Origin of the sequence: Rahnella sp. ChDrAdgB13 (genome assembly GCF_017655185.1) — a bacterium.
Classification (GTDB): domain Bacteria; phylum Pseudomonadota; class Gammaproteobacteria; order Enterobacterales; family Enterobacteriaceae; genus Rahnella; species Rahnella contaminans.
Genome location: NZ_JAEMGT010000023.1, coordinates 40,491 through 57,547, shown reverse-complemented (window position 1 = coordinate 57,547; position 17,057 = coordinate 40,491). Strand labels below are relative to the sequence as shown.

Here is a 17,057-nt window from a genome sequence, read left to right as displayed (position 1 = left end):
ATTCAGGGAGGACTGAGCCATGTCTGCTAATACTTCTGCCGCTCCGGCGACTCAGCGCGTACAACTGCGTAAAACCCTGACGCTGGTTCAGGTTGTGATGATGGGTCTGGCCTATCTGCAACCGATGACCATTTTCGATACGTTCGGCATTGTGTCCGGCCTGACCGATGGTCACGTCGCGACGGCGTACATCTTTGCGCTGATCGCCGTGCTGTTTACCGCCGTGAGCTACGGCAAACTGGTGCAGCGTTTCCCGTCTGCCGGTTCTGCTTACACTTACGCGCAAAAAGCCATCAGCCCGCACGTCGGCTTTATGGTCGGCTGGTCATCATTGCTGGACTACCTGTTCATGCCGATGATCAACATCCTGCTGGCGAAAATTTACCTGGAAGCCATCTTCCCGGGCGTGCCGTCGTGGATTTTCGTGACTGCACTGGTCGCGATGATGACCGCGTTCAACCTGCGTGGAATCAAAGTGGTGGCTAACCTCAACAGCATCATTGTTGTCGTGCAGGTGGCAATCATGGTGGTGTTCCTGGGGCTGCTGGTCCGTGGCGTTTACATGGGCGAGGGCATGGGCACGCTGGCGACTACCAAGCCATTCTTCAGTGAGAATGCGCACGTGGTGCCGATGATCACCGGTGCGACAATTCTGTGCTTCTCGTTCCTGGGCTTCGACGGCATCAGCTCGTTGTCTGAAGAAACACCGAACGCGGGTAAAGTCATCCCGAAAGCGATTTTCCTGACTGCACTGATTGGCGGCATCATCTTCGTTGTGGTGTCTTACTTCCTGCAGCTTTATTTTCCGGACATCTCGCGCTTTAAAGATCCCGACGCGTCACAACCTGAAATCATGCTGTACGTGGCGGGTAAATTCTTCCAGTCCGTCATCCTGTGCTTTAGCTGCGTCACCGTTCTGGCATCTGGCATGGCCGCGCACGCGGGCGTTTCCCGTCTGCTGTACGTGATGGGCCGTGACGGCGTATTCCCGGAGAAAGTGTTCGGTTACGTGCATCCGAAATGGCGTACCCCGACGTTCAACGTTCTGCTGGTCGGTGTTGTGGCGATGTCTGCCGTGACCTTTGATCTGGTGACCGCCACGGCGCTGATTAACTTCGGTGCGCTGGTGGCCTTCACCTTCGTGAACCTGTCGGTGATTTCCCAGTTCTATATCCGTGAGAAGCGTAACCGCACGCTGAAAGACCACGTCAACTACCTGATCCTGCCGGTAATTGGGGCGCTGACTGTGGGGGCGTTGTGGCTGAATCTGGAAGCAAGTTCAATGACGCTGGGCTTAGTCTGGGGCGCGATTGGTCTGGGGTATCTGGCGTTCATCACCAATGCGTTCAGGAAACAGCCACCGCAGATGAGCGGGGAGATAGCGCCGGAGGCGTGATTTATAGCCCTTTGAAAAGGGCAGGAAACTTTCTTTGCAGAAAGGCCGCTGCAATGGCGACTTTTCAAATCTGATTGAGAATATTTCGGTTTCTCACGAACGGTGATTATTTAACGTTTCGCGCCGAAACCGACGAGAGAGGAAAATGCTTTTCCTCTCTCGACTCTCCTCGCTTTTTTCACTGCGCGCTTTGCTTGTTACTATGTTTCAGGTGCTATTGCGACAGGCTGGAAATCTTGCCGCTGCGCGGTACCTTCTCCCGGTCTTCGAGCCAAAGGTCTCGAAGCCGCTCCTTCAGCAAGATTTCTGAACCGCCCGGACGATCTTAAAATCACAGGCAAACGTTTCTTTATCTTTTAGAAATGTTGATTGGCGCGATCAAAAATGGCACCGAATGAACGGTTCGAGACCAGAGGCTCGAGCCGAGCGGAGGGAGACAACGTCACGAAGTGACGGCCCGAAGGGCGAGGCCGTAGGCCGAGTAATCCTGAAGTTCGGGAATCGCGTAGCGATGACATTTTGCGCCATTCACTATTGCCACAGGATATGTCCGTCGTGCCAGCGATAGCGCGCAGTAAAAAAGCGGGGAGGAATCCAAAGGAGTGAAAGCACTTCCCTCCTTTGGGCGGTTTCGGCGCAACGAAATAAGTGATCACTGCACGTGAGAAACCGAAATGTACCCGGTCAGTTTTTAACGACGGGTACTCACTGCTTTTGAAAAACCGAAACTTTCACTATTCCAGAAGGGGCCTTTGGGGAATCCCCAAAAATTAACCCACCAGTTTCTTCCCATATTCAAACAGCGCTCCGAGCAATGCGATCTTCTCCGAATCCCCCTCATGCAAGTTATAGAGCGCCTCAAGCTCTAACGCATAATTCTGGAAACGCTCGTCAGTGAGTTTCGTCTGACGATGCAAGAGCCAGCGCTTTTGCTCGGCATCGGTCAGCGTTGCGGGGTAATTGCGTGCGCGGAAACGGAACAACAGCGGTTCGATGCGCGAATCATTAAACGTCAGATCCAGCGCCGGAAGGTTTTCCGGGCGTGTCTCCAGGATAATTCGCATTGCGGCGCGATCCGCATCGCTGAAGAAGCCATCGTACAAACGGGCATCCACATCTTCTGAGGGCGTAAAGGGCTCGGCTTCGGCAAACATCGTCACCACTTTTTCACGCACCTGCGGGTTCTGGCGAAGTAACTGTAAATTCTCAAGACAACGCTGACGATCAATGCCCAGACGTTCGGCGTTTTCCGGTAACAGCGTTTTGGCCGGAGCCAGCACCGGACATTTATTGATGTGAACCAGTTTGATCGGCAGCGGAGATTGCCCGGCCTGCAAACTGTCGCGGCGGCTGTACAAGCGCTCGCGCATCTGGTCGGGGTCGAGATCTAACAGCGTGGACATATCGCCTGCCAGATCGCACATGATCACGGCGTTTTTGTTTTCTGGATGCCAGGCCAGCGGCGCGACCCACGCGGTATTACCGCGCGCAGCACCAAACATGCCGGAGACATGCACCAGCGGCGCCATCGCCGGAATATCAATCAGCGTATTGAGTTTGTGCTTGCTGCGGTGCTCAAGCAGGAAGCTGAACAGACGCGGTTGCGCCTGTTTCACCAGTTTTGCCATCGCAATCGTGGCGTAAACATCGGCCATCGCGTCGTGGGCATTTTCATGTTCAATGCCGTTGGCTTTGGTCAGATGTTCAAGACGAAAACTCGGGAAACCGTCGTCGTTTTCCGGCCAGTTGATGCCTTCAGGGCGCAGCGCGTAACAGGCGCGCATCACATCCAGCAAATCCCAGCGGGAATTACCGTTCTGCCAGCTGTAGGCGTACGGGTCATAAAAGTTGCGATAAAGGATATTACGGCTGACTTCGTCGTCGAAACGGATGTTGTTGTAGCCCACAATGCAGGTGCCCGGCACGCTAAACGCTTTGTGGATTTGCGCAGTAAACTCGGCTTCAATCACGCCACGTTCCAGCGCAATTTGCGGAGTAATTCCGGTGATCATCACCGCTTCCGGTTCTGGCAGATAATCATCAGAAGGGCGGCAATAAATCACTAACGGTTCTTCAATGATATTGAAATCTTCGTCAGTTCTCACCCCGGCAAACTGCGCCGGGCGGTCCAGCGCCGGATTTTTACCGAATGTCTCGTAATCGTGAAAGTAGAAGGTTTTTTGCGGCTTGTCTGACATTACGAAGATAACCTTATCAGTGCGGAAATAGGGGCGAAACGTTGACTAGGATACCATCCGGCGCAGTGAAGTCATGTCAAAATCCGTGGTGCTGCGGGATAACGTCCAAAACGTCGTAAAATTCAGCATCAATCCGCCAAAACCCTGACTAAAGCAGGGTGATCACCTCAGGTAACTCAGCTAGACTTAACGCCTTCTTTGAATTTTCGCCTTACGGCAGGCTAAACGTGCGCCTCGACAAGAAAATTTCTCCGCTGGATAACGTCATTTACCGTAACTACCGTATTACTCATGCGCTGCGCATCGCGGTGGCGTTTATTCTGACATTCCTGATCGTCCGTCTGACTGAAATCCCTGAAGGCACCTGGCCGCTGATCACGCTGGTGGTGGTCATGGGGCCGATTTCGTTCTGGGGAAATGTAGTTCAGCGCGTGCTGGAACGCATTACCGGTACAGTACTTGGCTCCGTTTCCGGCCTTATCGCGCTGTGGCTTGAGCTGTATTCGCTGCCGGTGATGCTGGTCTGGTGCGGCGTTGTCATGTTTGTCAGCGGATATCTGACGCTCGGCAAACGGCCCTACATGGCGCTGCTGATCGGCATCACGCTGGCGGTGGTGTGCGGCGCAGGGCCGGGCGACATGGAGATGGCGCTGTGGCGTTCCGGAGACGTGATTTTCGGTTCCCTGCTGGCTCTGCTGTTTGCCAGCATTTATCCGCAGCGCGCGTTTATTCACTGGCGCATGCAGATGGCCGATTATCTGATGTCGCTCAATAAACTCTACAGCGCGTGGCTGTCGCCGAACATGCTGGAACGTCCGCATCTGCACGGCAAAATGAAAAGTACCATGAGCCAGATGGTGAAAATGCGTTCGCTGTTTGCGCCCGCCAGCAAAGAATCTCATGTGCCGCGCGAGGCGTTTGACGCCATCCAGACGCTCAGCCGTAACCTGTTGTGTACGCTGGAACTGCTGGCCGATGCTTACTGGAGTTCGCGCGAAAGCCATTATCTGATGCTCAATGCCCGCACGCTGCGCAGCGCGCAATTGCTGATGCTCAGCACGCTGGAGAAACTCAGCCTGATGTTGCTCAACGGCACGCGGGGCGATGAAGTGGCAATCAGCCATGAGCTGAATGAATCTGCTGAAGAGCTGAAAGCGCTGCTTACCGAGATGAATGCCGCGAATCACCTGGAAGCACAGGTCTACGGTTACGTCTGGCTGAGCACGCAGGTGGCGGAGCAGTTGCGCTCAATGGGCGACCTGATCACCATGGTGATGCAAAAAGAAGAAGCTCAAAATATCAGCGGTAAAACAACGAAAGCATGAAGGGATTTTTGTCTGTGGCCTAAAACGGGTAAGATGGGGCCATTGGACGATTATCTGAGCGTACTGCCCGATTTTTGCTACGCTAGCTATTCCTGTAGCGTCAAATCGGGTTGCGGCAAATCAGTCACTGAATCTGTGTAACTTAATCGAAGGTGTTAAAATGGACAATATCAATAAGCCGAGTTTCCAGGACGTTCTGGAGTTTGTGCGTGTTTTCCGTCGTAAAAACAAATTACAACGCGAAATCGCTGATAACGAAAAGAAAATCCGTGACAACCAGAAACGCGTTCTGCTGCTCGACAACCTGAGTGATTACATCAAACCAGGCATGAGCATCGAAGAAATTCAGGCGATCATTGCTAACATGCGCGGCGACTATGAAGATCGCGTTGATGACTACATCATCCGAAATGCTGACCTGTCGAAAGAACGTCGTGAAATGTCCAAAAAGCTGAAAGCACTGGGCGAAATCAAAGCCAACGAAACCAAATAATTTCGCTGCCGCTTAAAGAGAAAAACCGGGTTTATGCCCGGTTTTTTTTTGCCTGAAATCCGGATTAGCTCAGCGTCCGCACCGGGTTTCCGGCGAGAAATGCCTGGATGTCTTCGACGGCTTCACGGAAATATGCCTGATAGTTGCCGTCGGAAACGTAGCCCAGATGTGGCGTCGCCAGCACGTTGGGCAGCACTCTGAAAGGATCGCCAGGCGGCAGCGGTTCTGTTTCGAAAACGTCCAGCCCGGCACCGGCAATCTGCCTGGTTTGCAGGGCGTGCAGCAGGGCAGGCTGATCGACAATCGCGGCGCGCGAGGTATTGATCAGCAATGCGTCGGGTTTCATCAGCGCCAGTTCCGGTGCGCCGAGCAGCCCGTGCGTGCGCTCACTCAGGACCAGATGCACTGACACCACATCGCTGGTTTTCAGCAAGGCTTCTTTCGATGCCGCCAGTTCCACGCCATGCTCAGCGGCGCGTTCGGCAGTCAGGTTCTGGCTCCAGGCGCTGACTACCATCCCGAATGCCTGCGCAATCAGCGCTACTTTCTGCCCGATTTTACCCAATCCCAGCAGGCCGAGACGTTTGCCGCTCAACCCGGTGCCGACCGTGCTTTGCCACGGCCCGTTGTGGCGCAGTGCGTTATTTTCCGTCACCAGATGCCGTGCAAGCCCGAGGATCAGCGCCCAGGTCAGCTCAACCGGCGCCGTCGAACCGCTGCCCGTGCCGCAAACCGTCACGCCATTTTCACGGGCGGCGGCCAGATCGACCGACGCGTTGCGCATTCCCGAGGTGACCAGCAGTCGTAGCTTTGGCAGACGGGAAAATAGCGCTGCGCTGAATGGCGTGCGTTCGCGCATGATCACCACAATCTCTGCGTCCTGTAACTGCGCGACCAGCTGGTCTTCATCACTGATATGCACCGTCAGCGCGCGGCATTCCACCTGCGGCGCGAGTGCCTGCCTGCCAGCCGGCCAGAGACAGTGCGACATTTTGATAATCATCCAGGATCAGGCATTGCATGGGCATGGAACTTCCTCATCTGTAAAAAAGAGATAAAGAGGTATAGCACTGAATTTACGCGGAGGTGAAGCAGGGCGCCGGTTCTTTTGCAACAGAGTCTTAGCAGGAATACCCGCCCGGCGAAGGGCGGTTATTGATAATGGCATTAATGCAGATGTGAAAGGCTGGCGGCACTGATGCGCAGGCCGTCTTCACCAAATACCATGCAGCGTTGGGCGTCGAACCAGGTTGTCAGGCTCTGATACGGATTAAAGGCCATATCGCCCGGCAGCAGCATTTTAAACCCGTCGATGCCATAACACTGGCCGAACAGATAGGTGCTGTTGCCCAGACGCTCAACCACCTCGCAGTTAAATTCCAGCTGATTTTCGGTTTCATGGGAAAGCAGATGTTCCGGGCGAATGCCCAGCGTCACTTTGTCACCCGCCGCCAGCTCGCGGGTACTCAGCGCCAGCGTCAGGGTTTTCTCCGGCGTCAGGCGCACTTCAAGCCGGTCGGGCTGCCAGCTCAACACTTCGGCAGGCAGGAAATTCATTTTCGGCGACCCGATAAAACCGGCCACAAACTGATTCACCGGGTTGTAATACAAATCCATCGGTGCGCCCGTTTGCTCGACTTTGCCGTAGTTCATCACCACGATTTTATCGGCCAGCGTCATGGCTTCGGTCTGATCGTGCGTCACATAAACCATGGTGGTTTTCAGTTCCTGATGCAGTTTGGAAATGTGCAGACGCATATCCACGCGCAGTTCGGCATCCAGATTGGAAAGCGGCTCATCGAACATAAAGACCTGCGGATTACGCACAATTGCGCGGCCAATGGCAGTGCGCTGGCGCTGGCCACCGGAAAGCTGCTTCGGCTTTCTGTCCAGCAGATGGGAAAGCTGTAACGTTTTGGCGACCATCTCCACCTGATGGCGGATTTCGTCTTTAGGCACCCCGTTCACTTTCAGGCCGTAACCCATGTTCTCGGCAATCGTCATATGCGGATAGAGCGCGTAAGACTGAAACACCATCGCCACGCCGCGGCGCGACGGGTCGACGTCATTCACACGCTGCTCGCCGATATACACATCACCTTCCGTTATATCTTCCAGCCCGGCAATCATGCGCAGCAATGTGGATTTTCCGCAGCCGGATGGTCCGACGAACACCGTAAATTCGCCGTCTTCTATATCAATATTGATGCCATGCAACGTCACCGTTTTATCGAAACGCTTAACCACATTTTTAAGCCTGATGCTGGACATGTTTGACCTCGTAATAAATTCATACCGCTGATATTTCGGACTATAACCACCTTGTGTAAACGTTTGCACGAGCGGGTTCGAATTTTGCAGTTGCGATCACACAATACACATCTTTTGGTAGTGATTTTCGGGTTATAAGTCTAACGTATAACACGATATTTATGACGGCATTAATCACTTTGTATTCAGCATTTGTAGGGTTCCTATCGCTGGGTGTTGATTGGGTGTCGTTGTTATACACACAAAAATGTTATACCTTCACATCCAGGAGCAACAATGAAAATTACACACCTTACTGCCTTGGTACTGATGTCATTAAGTCTGAGCAGCCAGGCCGTGCGGGCAGCCGAAGGACAGCTACTTGTCTGGGAAGATATTAAGAAATCCTCCGGTATTTCCGATGCTGTAAAAGACTTTGAAAAAGAGAACAACGTCAAAGTTGTGGTGCAGGAAACGCCGTATGCACAACAGACTGAAAAACTGCGTCTCGACGGCCCGGCGGGCATCGGCCCCGACGTGGTTGTGATCCCGAACGACCAGCTCGGCACCGCCGTGGTACAGGGGTTGCTGGCACCGCTGACGCTCGAGAAAGGGTTCACCGACAGCTTTACGCCGTCGGCTATTCACGCGTTCCAGCTCAAGGGCCACACCTACGGCGTGCCGAAAGCCGTTGAAACGCTGGTGCTGATATACAACAAAGATTTGCTGCCCGAAGCCCCGGCGACGCTCGACGAGTATTACACCTTCTCGAAAGCGGAAAGGGCGAAGGGCAAATACGGCCTGCTCGCCAAATTTGACGAAGTCTATTACGCCTACGGCGCGATGGCTTCCATGGGCGGCTACATCTTCGGTAAAGATGCCAAAGGGGAGATCAACGTCGACGATATCGGCCTGAACAAACCGGGCAGCATTGAAGCCGTCACGTACCTGAAGAAATTCTATGCCGACGGTTTATTCCCGGCGGGGATCACCGGCGACAACGGCCTGAATGCCATCGACTCGCTGTTTACTGAGAAGAAAGCCGCCGCCGTGATCACCGGCCCGTGGGCGTTCCAGCCTTATGAAGCCGCTGGCATCAACTACGGCGTGAAAGCGCTGCCGCTGTTGCCGAACGGCAAACCGATGAGCTCATTCCTGGGCGTTAAAGGTTATGCGGTATCGACCTACAGCAAACAAAAACCGCTGGCCGAAAAATTCATCACCTTCATCAACCAGCCGAAATACGCCAAGGTGCGCTACGAAGTGACCAAGGAAATTCCGGCACTGACGGCGCTGGTGAATGACCCGATGATCAAAAATGACGAGAAAGCCAATGCGGTAGCCGAGCAGTCAACCCGCGCCACAGCGATGCCCGGCGTACCTGAAATGCAGGAAGTCTGGGGTCCGGCGAACAACGGGATCCAGCTGGGCGTAACCGGCAAACAGCCGGTGGACGCAGCGCTCAATGACGCCGTGAAAAATATCCAGATGCAGATTGAAGCCGCGAAAGCCAGCAACGAGTGATCTGCGGGTAACAGCATCGGCAACCGCATCTGAAACGGCTGTACGTCTGAAAAGAGGGAGTGATTTCACTCCCTCACAGTGAAAGGAATATCTTTGTGTCTATGCGTCTTCATGAGGAAAACCAGGAGCCACTGTCTGCCCGCCATCACGCGCCGGTGGCACTGGCTTTGGCATTCATTCCCGGTTTTGGTCAGTTCTATAACGGGCAATGGGCCAAGGGAATTCTGTTTTTTATCATTCTGTTTTGTTTCGTTGGTGTTTTTTATGATTTCCTGCAACAGGGAATGTGGGGGCTTTATACGCTGGGGGAAGAAGTTCCTCGCGATAACTCGATATTCCTGCTGGCGAAAGGAATTATCAGCGTATTAATTGGTGCGTTTGGCGCAGGCTTTTATTACTGGAGCCTGCGTGATGCGTGGATTAACGGAAAACGCCGCGATCCGGGCATGGAATTACCCAGCGTCAGAAAGCAATATCATTTGCTCCTGCGCGAAGGTTTCCCGTATTTAATGATTACGCCCGGTTTTATTCTGCTGGTCTTCGTGGTGGTGTTCCCGATTATCTTCGGCTTCTCCATTGCCTTTACTAATTACAATTTATATCACACGCCGCCGGCTAAATTAGTTGACTGGGTGGGATTCAAAAACTTTATTAATATCTTCACGCTCAATATCTGGCGTTCGACGTTACTCGATGTCTTACAGTGGACCGTCGTCTGGACCGTGCTGGCGACCACGCTGCAATGCACCGTCGGCGTGATGCTGGCGATTCTGGTGAACCAGAAAGATCTGCGCTTCAAGGCGCTTATCCGCACGGTGCTTATCCTGCCGTGGGCGGTGCCGGGCTTCGTTACCATTCTGGTCTTCGCCGGGATGTTCAACGACTCGTTTGGCGTGATTAACAACGGGATACTGGCGGCGTTAGGCATTGAACCTAAAGCGTGGATGACCGATCCGTTCTGGACCAAAACGGCTCTGATCATGATGCAGACCTGGCTCGGTTTCCCGTTTGTCTTTGCGATGACCACCGGCGTATTACAGGCGATCCCTAACGACCTGTACGAAGCCGCCACGATGGACGGAGCCAGCACCTGGAAGAAATTAAAAACCATTACGCTGCCGCTGGTATTGTATTCCATTGCGCCAATTATTATCACGCAATACACCTTCAACTTTAATAACTTCAATATTATCTATCTGTTTAATAACGGCGGCCCGGCCGTAGCGGGATCGAATGCAGGCGGAACGGATATTCTGGTGTCGTGGATTTATAAACTCACCATGTCTTCCTCGCAATATGCGATTGCCGCGACCATTACGATTTTGCTGTCGATATTTGTTGTCGGTATTGCGCTGTGGCAATTCCGTTCAACCAATTCATTTAAACAAGATGATATGGCGTAAGCGGGAGCAAACTGATGGATAAGAACAGCAGTATTAAAAGAAACCGGTTTATCCGCCTGTCGCTGAGTTATTTCCTGTTACTGATTGTGGCGGTCATTATTATTTATCCCCTGATCTGGACCGTCGGCGCGTCGCTGAATGCCGGGAACAGTCTGCTCAGCACGTCGATTATTCCGCAGAACCTCTCCTTCCAGCATTACAAAGATCTGTTCAACGGACAGGTGAATTACATGGCGTGGTACTGGAACTCGATGAAAATCAGTTTCCTGACCATGGTGCTGACGCTGATTTGCGTCAGCTTCACCGCCTATTCCTTCTCACGCTTTCGCTTTAAAGGGCGCAAAGACGGGCTGATGCTGTTTCTGTTATTGCAGATGATCCCGCAGTTCTCGGCGCTGATCGCCATTTTCGTACTGGCGCAACTGCTCGGCCTGATCAACAGCCATCTGGCGCTTGTGCTGATTTACGTCGGCGGCATGATCCCGATGAACACCTATCTGATGAAAGGGTATCTGGACGCAATCCCGAAAGATTTGGATGAATCGGCACGCATGGACGGCGCGGGGAATTTCCGCATTTTTATCGAGATCATTATGCCGCTGTCGAAGCCGATTCTGGCGGTGATTGCGCTGTTTTCCTTCACCGGGCCGCTGGGCGATTTCATTCTCTCCAGCACCATTTTGCGCACGCCGGATAAATACACGCTGCCGATTGGTCTCTACAACCTGGTCGCACAGAAAATGGGCGCGAGCTACACCACGTATGCAGCGGGCGCGGTGCTGATTGCCGTGCCGGTGGCGATTTTCTATCTCGCCTTACAAAAATACTTCGTCTCCGGCCTGACCGCTGGCAGCACCAAAGGATAATCACATGACTCTCTTTACTCAGAAGATTTTCACGAAAAGCGCCGTGGCCTGTGTGCTGCTGGCGATGTCTTTTTCCTGTGTGGCACAGGACGTGGTCATCAAAAAAGTCGCCAATGTCCCGGCGGATTTCATTAAGGGCGCGGATATTTCCACGCTGATTGACGTGGAAAAACACGGCGGCAAGTTCTACGACCAGAACCACAAACAGACCGACGCGATGGTGATCCTCAGACAGAACGGTTTCAACTACGTGCGTCTGCGGCTGTGGGTGGATCCGAAGGATGCGCAGGGGCATCCGTACGGCGGCGGCAACAACGACCTGGCGACCACGCTGGAACTGGCGAAACGCGCCAAAGCGCAGGGTTTTAAAATCCTGCTCGATTTCCACTACAGCGACTTCTGGACCGATCCCGGTAAACAGTTCAAGCCGAAAGCCTGGGAAAAAATGGATTATCCGCAGCTGAAAACTGCCATTCATGATTACAGCCGTGACGTGATTGCGCAGTTTCGTCAGCAGGGCGTTGTGCCGGATATGGTGCAGGTCGGCAATGAAATGAACGGCGGGATTTTGTGGCCGGAAGGAAAAAGCTGGGGCGCGGGCGGCGGCGAATTTGACCGTCTGGCCGGGCTGCTGAATGCGGCGATCTCCGGTGTCAGGGCCGACGAGAAAAACCCTTCAGACATCAAAATCATGCTGCATCTGGCCGAAGGCACCAAGAACGACACCTTCCGCTGGTGGTTCGATGAAATCAACCAGCGCAAGGTGCCTTACGACGTTATCGGCCTGTCGTTTTATACCTACTGGAATGGCCCGATTTCTGCGTTACAGGCCAACATGGACGACATCAGCAAACGCTACAACAAAGACGTGATCGTGGTCGAAGTGGCTTACGGCTACACCCTTGAAAACTGCGATGCCGCGGAGAACAGTTTCACCGCCAAAGAAGCTAAAGATGGCGGCTATCCGGGAACTGTGCAGGGGCAGGCCGATTTCCTCAGCGACATGATCAAAAGCCTGGTGAGCGTGCCCGGGCATCGCGGCAAAGGCCTGTTCTACTGGGAACCGACGTGGATCCCGGTTAACGGCGCAGGCTGGGCAACACCGGCGGGCATGACCTACATCAACGACCACTGGAAAGAGGGCAATGCCCGTGAAAATCAGGCGCTGTTTGGCTGCGGCGGTCAGGTTCTTCCTTCCATTAAAGTCTTCAACTGATCCCCTTTTCCCCGGCTAATTTGGCCGGGGAGTTTTATTTCTTAAAGTTCGTAAGGACCTAACATGACGAAATTCCCTCTTCTGAGCAGTAAGATTTCCGGCCTGTTACACGGCGCGGATTACAACCCGGAACAGTGGCTGCAAAGCCCGGAAGTACTGATTCGCGATGTCGAAATGATGAAAGAGGCGCGCTGTAATGTCATGTCTGTCGGGATTTTCAGCTGGTCTGCACTGGAACCCGAAGAAGGACGTTATACCTTTGACTGGATGGATCAGGTGCTGGACAGATTGCACGAAAACGGCATTTCGGTGTTTCTGGCCACGCCAAGCGGCGCACGTCCGGCGTGGATGTCGCAAAAATACCCGGAAGTGTTACGCGTCGGGCGTGACCGCGTAAAAGCGCTGCACGGCGGGCGTCATAACCACTGCATGACCTCGCCGGTGTACCGCGACAAAGTGCAGCAGATGAACACGGCGCTGGCGAAACGTTACGCGCATCATCCGGCAGTGATCGGCTGGCATATTTCCAACGAATACGGCGGCGAATGCCATTGTGATTTGTGTCAGGAACGGTTCCGTGGCTGGGTAAAAGCCCGATATGAAACCCTCGACGCGCTGAATACCGCCTGGTGGAGCACCTTCTGGAGCCACACGTACACCGACTGGTCACAGATCGAATCACCGTCACCGCAGGGCGAAAGCGGGGTGCATGGTCTGAATCTCGACTGGCGTCGCTTTAATACCGATCAGGTCACGCGTTTTTACAGCGAAGAGATCCGCCCGCTGAAAGCCGAAAACCCGGCATTACCGGCGACCACTAATTTCATGGAATATTTCTACGACTACGATTACTGGAAACTCGCCAGCGTGCTGGATTTCATTTCGTGGGACAGCTACCCGATGTGGCACACGCGCAAAGACGATATCGGGCTGGCGGCGTACACCGCGATGTATCACGACCTGATGCGCACGCTCAAAAAAGGCCAGCCGTTCGTGCTGATGGAATCGACGCCGAGCTTCACCAACTGGCAGCCGACCAGCAAACTGAAAAAACCGGGGATGCACATTTTGTCCTCGCTACAGGCGGTCGCGCACGGTGCGGATTCGGTACAGTATTTCCAGTGGCGCAAAAGCCGCGGTTCTTCCGAGAAATTCCACGGCGCTGTGGTGGATTACGTCGGACACATTAATACCCGCGTCGGTCGCGAAGTGGCGGAACTCGGCACTATTCTCTCGGCCTTAGCGCCGGTCGCGGGCAGCCGCGTGGAAGCTAAAGTTGCGATCATATTTGACTGGGAAAGCCGCTGGGCGATGGACGATGCGATGGGGCCGCGCAACGCCGGATTGCATTATGAAAACACCGTGGCCGCGCATTATCAGGCACTGTGGGCGCAGGGCATTGCGGTTGACGTGATCAACGCCGACTGCGCACTGGACGGTTACGACTTAGTCATCGCCCCGATGTTGTACATGGTGCGCGAAGGCGTCGGTGAGCGGATCAGCGCCTTTGTGCAGGCGGGCGGGCGCTTCGTCGCCACTTACTGGAGCGGCATCGTCAACGAAACGGATTTGTGTTTCCTCAACGGATTCCCGGGTCCATTGCGTCCGGTGCTGGGCATCTGGGCGGAAGAAATCGACAGCCTGACAGACGAACAGCACAACAGCGTTTGCGGTATTGAAGGCAACGCACTGGGGCTGAACGGGCCGTATCAGGTTTCCGAATTGTGCGAAGTGATCCACCTCGAAGGGGCGGCAGCGCTGGCAACTTACGGCGATGATTTCTACGCCGGAACGCCTGCGGTGACCGTGAATCTGTACGGCAAAGGGCAGGCGTATTATGTGGCATCGCGCAACGATCAACAGTTCCAGGCGGATTTTTTCACCGCGCTGGCAAATGAGATGAACCTGCCGCGCGCCATCAGCACGACGCTGCCGGAAGGTGTCACCGCCGCACGCCGTACCGACGGCAAAAGTGAATTCATCTTCCTGCAAAACTATTGCAGCGACAGCCAGACCGTCAGTTTGCCGGGCGATTATCAGGATATGGTTCACGGCGGAATATTGCCGCACAAATTAACGTTACCGGCATTCGGTTGCCAGATACTGACGCGTAAAGTCTCCCGATAATTTTTAATCACCAACGTGCAGCGGGGAATATTCCCTTCTGCACGTTTTTTCATTTCTGAAAGAGGGTATTCATTATGGTTAATATTAAAGATTTCATGCATGTCTTTTCCGCAAAGAATAAAAACCCTAAAGATGACGTTCCGCCGTCAACGGACGTGGCGTTATTAATTGATGCGTTAGGCGGACGCGAGAATATTATTAACGTCGATGCGTGTATCACACGACTGCGCGTTACGGTGAAAGAACTCCGGCGGGTTAATTCCGGTGCTATCCAGCAGACCGGCGCGATTGGCGTGGTGATCATCGGGCAGGAAGTCCATGCGATATTCGGTAAGCAGTCCGACAGCCTGAAGAAACTCATGACCGAGAAATTTGGCTTAAAAAGTCAGTAATCGGGTCTGGTTTTAATTTGGCGTATTAAATAAAAGAAGAACATTGAAATAAATAAAGGCAGCCCGACACAAGGCTGCCTTTATTGTTTACTGCTTTATTTTAAATAATGATGCTGCTGTGCGGGTACAAAAACGTCACGATCCCCTACAAGAGAAAATGCGTTAAACCCTGAGCGTTTATTACAATGAGGATTACTGTTTTAATTAACGACTATAACTATTTCCAAAGTTATTGGAGTTGCAGCAAGGCGGCAAGTGAGCGAATCCCGATGAGCTGACTGATGTCAGTGATTCGGGTGAGCAAACGCAGCTAACGCAGTTGCAGCTTCAGGAACGAAGGAAATTTACCACCAGGCTTCTACCTGCACACCAAAGTTCCACGTATCGGATTTAGTGTGGTCTTCAAACGTATTGCCGTGCTCTGAATCATTCAGGTAAGAGGCGAACACGCGCAGTTCCGGGCGTGACATAAACTCAGGACCGGCCGCCAGACCCATCGCCAGCGTATATTTCTGCCCGCCTTGCTTATAGTTGGTGCCATTCTTGTAATCGTCTTTCTGGTAGAACGTACCGACTTCACCGATGGTGCGCACGTAATCCGTCCACTGATATTGCGCACGGCCAACCAGAGAAACCAGCTCGGTAGTGTCGGTGTAATCCGTGATATTTTCCGCATGGCCGTAAGTCAGCACATGGTTGAGGCTGAACTTGCTGGTGATCGGGATAAGACCGGTGATGATGCCGCGATAACCGCTGGCGTCGTTGGTGTAGTTCCACATGTCATACCAGCCGCCGCCCTGGGAAATCATGTTCTGCGCCAGACCTTTGTTGGCGTACTGTAAAACCAGCTTGTTGTAGCCGCCCCACATGTCCTGGCTGATTTCGCCGGTCAGCATTACGCCATTTTCCGCGTCATACAGGCCGCCGTAGTCTTTCTGATCGTGCGTCAGGTTCGGCATGGCGTAGTCGGCACCGACTTCCATCCACGCGCCGCTCCAGGGTTTGATACCGGCATAACGCACGTCGATGAAGTTAATATTGACATCGTTATCGCCGTCTACGCGGTAATCCACATCATTGGCATCGCCGCGGATCCAGGCCACTGACAGCGCGCCTTCGCCCATTTTCAGGTTTTCCACACCGGCGCCTGCACCGGAAATGTTCCAGTATTTGGTATCGATGATATGTAAATCATGGCGCTGGTAATAACGTTTACCGCCCCAGATCACCGCATCTTTGTCCCACGGCACCAGCCCTTTGATTTGCAGATTCAGCTGACGCAGGCCAAATTGCGCATCATCATTGAGCGTGTTTTCGTCATCGTTGGACCCGTCTGACACCATGCTGACCATGGAATCGACGTAAAAACTCACATCGTCCTTTTTGTAAACTTCACTGCCCAGTTCGATTTCGCCGTAAGTGTCATTTTCGTTGCCCAGACGACCGACTTTGTTTTTCTGAAACTGCTCCAGACTGCCGCTGCCGGAAACGCCCAATCCGGAACGCAGATATCCATGAAAATCAATGTCGTTAGCCACTGCGGGGCCTGTCACCAGCCCAAGAGAGACCGCCACAGCCAGAGTACGTAAGTTGTGTTTCATTATTTTTCCTTATTGATGTATGACGTTCACATTTACGGAATCTATAAGATACCCAGAAACAATAATGATCAATTTAACACAGTGTGAATTGTGAGTTAGATCCACAAGTTGTGTGTTTAAAATAAACGTCTGGTGATTTAAATCACGAATTTAACGAATGTTAACGTATAACTTTTAAGTCAAACGGTTCTCAGATTGAACTTTTAAATGAGATCCCGTACTTTGGCTCGATTATCATGAGATTGCGTAAAATCACGGGCTGCAAA

General features: G+C 53.1%; 12 protein-coding genes, 1 other RNA gene and 1 pseudogene. 10 read left to right on the top strand and 4 right to left on the bottom strand.

Annotation, left to right across the window (positions count from 1 at the left end; translation table 11 throughout):
- Positions 1-19 precede the first annotated feature (19 nt).
- Both J8X26_RS07865 and J8X26_RS07860 read left to right on the top strand, forming a co-directional pair.
- On the top strand, positions 20-1,396 hold the full coding sequence (locus J8X26_RS07865; RefSeq protein ID WP_152324105.1) for an APC family permease: 1,377 nt from the start codon (positions 20-22) through the stop codon (positions 1,394-1,396).
- A 392-nt stretch (positions 1,397-1,788) separates the two neighbouring features.
- Positions 1,789-1,884: non-coding RNA, RtT sRNA (locus J8X26_RS07860), on the top strand.
- Positions 1,885-2,166: 282 nt separating this feature from the next.
- On the opposite strand, the gene sbcB is transcribed toward J8X26_RS07860, so the two are convergent.
- A complete protein-coding gene (gene sbcB, locus J8X26_RS07855; protein WP_208950608.1) occupies positions 2,167-3,594 on the bottom strand; it encodes an exodeoxyribonuclease I in 1,428 nt (475 codons plus the stop codon).
- Between the two features lie 227 nt (positions 3,595-3,821).
- Here sbcB and J8X26_RS07850 point away from each other — a divergent pair, with 227 nt between their 5' ends.
- The gene (locus J8X26_RS07850; protein ID WP_152326829.1) at positions 3,822-4,919 is read left to right on the top strand and encodes an FUSC family protein; all 1,098 of its coding nucleotides are present in this window, start codon (positions 3,822-3,824) and stop codon (positions 4,917-4,919) included.
- Positions 4,920-5,079: 160 nt separating this feature from the next.
- Complete coding sequence (gene tmaR / locus J8X26_RS07845; protein ID WP_152326830.1) at positions 5,080-5,412, top strand: PTS system regulator TmaR; 333 nt, start codon at positions 5,080-5,082, stop codon at positions 5,410-5,412.
- Between the two features lie 64 nt (positions 5,413-5,476).
- Here the strand turns inward: tmaR and J8X26_RS07840 are convergent.
- Together J8X26_RS07840 and J8X26_RS07835 are read right to left on the bottom strand one after the other, a co-directional pair.
- Positions 5,477-6,440: pseudogene (locus J8X26_RS07840) on the bottom strand (D-2-hydroxyacid dehydrogenase family protein).
- A gap of 139 nt (positions 6,441-6,579) precedes the next feature.
- Entirely contained in the window at positions 6,580-7,683 is a 1,104-nt protein-coding gene (locus J8X26_RS07835) for an ABC transporter ATP-binding protein (RefSeq protein WP_208950607.1), read from the bottom strand.
- Positions 7,684-7,959: 276 nt separating this feature from the next.
- Here J8X26_RS07835 and J8X26_RS07830 point away from each other — a divergent pair, with 276 nt between their 5' ends.
- The 6 genes from J8X26_RS07830 (at position 7,960) to J8X26_RS07805 (ending at position 15,190) form a co-directional block, all read left to right on the top strand.
- A complete protein-coding gene (locus tag J8X26_RS07830) occupies positions 7,960-9,186 on the top strand; it encodes an extracellular solute-binding protein (protein WP_152326833.1) in 1,227 nt (408 codons plus the stop codon).
- A 101-nt stretch (positions 9,187-9,287) separates the two neighbouring features.
- The gene (locus tag J8X26_RS07825; protein WP_208950649.1) at positions 9,288-10,589 is read left to right on the top strand and encodes a carbohydrate ABC transporter permease; all 1,302 of its coding nucleotides are present in this window, start codon (positions 9,288-9,290) and stop codon (positions 10,587-10,589) included.
- A gap of 14 nt (positions 10,590-10,603) precedes the next feature.
- The gene (locus J8X26_RS07820; protein WP_208950606.1) at positions 10,604-11,455 is read left to right on the top strand and encodes a sugar ABC transporter permease; all 852 of its coding nucleotides are present in this window, start codon (positions 10,604-10,606) and stop codon (positions 11,453-11,455) included.
- A 64-nt stretch (positions 11,456-11,519) separates the two neighbouring features.
- Positions 11,520-12,671: an arabinogalactan endo-beta-1,4-galactanase gene (locus J8X26_RS07815; protein WP_374101273.1), complete on the top strand. Its 1,152-nt coding sequence runs from the start codon at positions 11,520-11,522 to the stop codon at positions 12,669-12,671.
- Positions 12,672-12,734: 63 nt separating this feature from the next.
- Positions 12,735-14,798 (top strand): beta-galactosidase, encoded by a 2,064-nt coding sequence (locus J8X26_RS07810; protein ID WP_208950604.1) that lies wholly within the window; start codon positions 12,735-12,737, stop codon positions 14,796-14,798.
- A gap of 74 nt (positions 14,799-14,872) precedes the next feature.
- Positions 14,873-15,190, top strand: a complete 318-nt coding sequence (locus J8X26_RS07805) for a glucose PTS transporter subunit EIIB (protein WP_101075845.1) — start codon at positions 14,873-14,875, stop codon at positions 15,188-15,190.
- A 344-nt stretch (positions 15,191-15,534) separates the two neighbouring features.
- Here the strand turns inward: J8X26_RS07805 and J8X26_RS07800 are convergent, their stop codons facing one another.
- Complete coding sequence (locus J8X26_RS07800) at positions 15,535-16,791, bottom strand: maltoporin (RefSeq protein ID WP_208950603.1); 1,257 nt, start codon at positions 16,789-16,791, stop codon at positions 15,535-15,537.
- Positions 16,792-17,057: the final 266 nt, after the last annotated feature.